We start from the raw sequence: 2,858 nt of genomic DNA on the forward strand, positions 1-2,858 counted from the left end.
CTCCAGCCGGTTCGGGCGCCCCTCCCCCACCGGGCCCGAACCGGCTGGAGCCGGAGTGGTCGTGGCCTCCAGCCCCATGACCAGGCAGGAAACGTCGGGCGCGAGTCACTACTGCCTTCCGGCCCAGGTCGGGTGTGCTCTCTCCGGGGGGTGATTCCGTGTGGCACCTCCGGCACCACGCCGTGCGGCGCGATACTCGGCTGGTGTTCAGCAGCCTCCGTGACCGCGTCCTCCCCGATCACCAGCGAAGGACCCTGGAGGAGCTGGAGGAAGACCTGGACCTGTCGTCCGGAGACACCCGCGCCAAGCAGTCCGCCTTCTGGACGATGCTGTTCCTGTCCGCCGTGATCGCGGCCGGCGGCGTGCTGACGGATTCCACGGCCACGGTGATCGGCGCGATGATCATCGCCCCGCTCTCCACACCGATCATGGGGATCGCTCTCGGGGCGGTGCAGCGCCGGCCGTCGACGGCGGCCGTGTTCGTGGTTTCCGGGGGCCTGCTGGTGGTGGCCGTCGGGGCATTGTTCTCACTGGTGCTGCCCGCCTCCTACGACCTGCTGTCGGACAGCCAGATCTCCAGCCGCACCTCGCCCGGGCTGATGGACCTGGTGGCCGCGCTCGCCACCGGCTTCGCCGGCGCCGTCGCACTCGCCCGCCGGGACGTCGCCGCCGTCCTGCCCGGCGTGGCGATCGCCATCTCGCTGGTGCCCCCGCTCGTGGTGACCGGAGTCTGCGCCGGTCAGACCGCCTGGTGGCTGGCCCTGGGCTCGTTCGTCCTGTTCGTGTCCAACCTGCTGGCCCTGGTGGTGGCCGGCATGGCGGTGTTCGGCGCCCTGGGGTACGCGGCGGCCGACCACCCGCGTCGGACGGGTTCCCCCCGCAGGACCTATGTGGCGCTCGGACTGCTGTTCGCCGCGGTGGGCCTGCTGCTGGCGGCGAACACCGCGGGCATCCTGCTCGTCCAGCTGTGGACCACACGAGCCACGAACACCGCCTCGGCATGGCTCGCCACGACACCCGGGGCTTCCGTCGTCAACGTCCAGGCGCAGTCCCGGACCCTCTACATCCAGGTACGTGCGCCCGGGGACCTGCCCTCGGTCGACTCGCTCCTGGCCGACCTCCAGGGGCAGGTCCCGGACGGGGTGCCGGTCGTGGTCACGACGACCGCAGGCCGCCAGATCCAGGCCGGGCGCGTCGGCGGCTGAGCCACCCGCTTGGCGCAGGCGGTGCGTGGATCGATCGGCCACGGCTGCGACGGCCGTCCACCAACCGGTTGCCACGTACGCCCACCGGGCCGGAGAGCCGCACGCCCGCGCCGCACGCGCCGCCCGGCGGCGGACGCCGGGCGGCGGGCGGTGTCAGTCCCGGCTGTCGGAGCGGTTGCGTTCCAGGGTGAAGGTGTCCACCGGGGTGAGGTCGCCGTGCGGGCCGTTGAAGGTGTAGTACGTGACCCGCATGCGGGTGCGTCCGCCGCGGCGGTCGCCGGGGTCGACGTCGAAGGCGGCGAAGCCGTGGGTGTTCTCGCGGTCCTGGACGGCGGCCCAGGGGGCGTCCTCGGTGAGCCAGATCGACTCCCGGTACGGGGCTCCCGGCTTCGGGTCCTCCAGGCCGATGACCACCCGGCCCTTGGGCTGATCGAACAGGTCGTCCTGGGTGGTCGCGGCGTTGCCGCCCGCGCCGATGATCATGTGGACGGTGCCCCGGCCGGTGTCGATCAGGTCCGTACGGGTGCCGGCCGGCACCGGGGTGCGGGTGTCGTTGGGCAGGGTGCCGCGGACGGGGTGGGAGCGCTCGTAGTAGTGCTCGTGGCCGCTGAGCACCAGGTCGACCCCGTAGGCGTCGAACAGCGGGCCCCACTCCTCGCGGATGCCGAGGTCGCTGCCGCTGCCGTGCCGGGAACTGGAGATCATCGGGTGGTGCATGCACACCACGATCCAGTCGACCGCCCGGCTGGCCCGTGCCGACCTCAACTCCCTTTCCAGCCAGCGCCGCTGGGCTCCACCGGAGTAGCCGCGCAGGTAGGTGTCGCCGCTGTTCTGGATCGCCACGTCGTCGTTCGCGAGGCTGATGAAGCGCACCGAGCCCACCGTGAAGGCGTACCACATGCCCCGGGTCTCCTCGTCGAGGGAGGCCGAGGAGTCGGGCAGGGTGAAGTAGGCCTGGTAGCCGAGGGCGCCGAGCGGGCCGTTGCCGCCCTCGTTCTCGTGGTTGCCGACGCACGGCATCCACGGGCGCAGCCGGGTCGAGCGGCTGTTGCTGATGAACCAGTCGGCCCAGGTGGCGGTCCGGCTCTGGCCGTGCCGGCCGCTGTAGGAGGCGTAGCAGAGGTCGCCGTTGACCAGGTTGAACAGCGGGCCGACCCGCTCGACGGCCGCCACGATGTCGGCGGAGTGCAGGGTGCCGACCTGGCTGCTGGTGAACACCGGGTACTTGCCGAGCGGCCCGGGGACGCCGTCGGGGAACTTGACCTCGCGCCGCAGGTTGGGGGCGGCCTGGTCACCGAAGCTGGTGAAGGTGAACGGGGCCCGGCCGCGCGGGGCGGTGGTGAACGAGCCCGTCTCGGGGGTCGCCCCGTCGTGGCCGGCCGAGTAGAGGTAGGTGGTCGCCGGGCGGAGCCCCGTCAGCCGGGCGTGGTGGACGTAAACCTCGTCCTTGGAGAGCGCGTCCCGGTAGGTCCGCGTCTCGGCCTCGACCACCCGGCCGAGGCCGCCGTCCGGTGAGCCGAGCCTGATGTGCGGGCGGCGCACCGACTGCGGGGTGATCCAGGAGACGGTCATCTCGGACGAGGCGTCGGTGCCGTACTGGAGGTGCAGCCCGCTGACGCTGGGCGCGCCGAGCCGGTGCGGCGTGGCCTGACC

The 2,858-nt window shown here is 72.5% G+C and carries 2 protein-coding genes; one reads left to right on the plus strand and one right to left on the minus strand.

The window, feature by feature from the left end; genetic code table 11:
• Window positions 1-203: 203 nt before the first annotated feature.
• Window positions 204-1,205, plus strand: coding sequence for a DUF389 domain-containing protein (locus ABZ885_RS38605; RefSeq protein WP_360199487.1), 1,002 nt, complete (start codon window positions 204-206; stop codon window positions 1,203-1,205).
• Between the two features lie 153 nt (window positions 1,206-1,358).
• On the opposite strand, the gene ABZ885_RS38610 is transcribed toward ABZ885_RS38605, so the two are convergent.
• The coding region (locus ABZ885_RS38610; protein ID WP_360199489.1) for a metallophosphoesterase family protein at window positions 1,359-2,858 on the minus strand (1,500 nt) is incomplete at its 5' end.

Source organism: Kitasatospora sp. NPDC047058 (genome assembly GCF_040643935.1).
Classification (GTDB): Bacteria; Actinomycetota; Actinomycetes; order Streptomycetales; family Streptomycetaceae; genus Kitasatospora.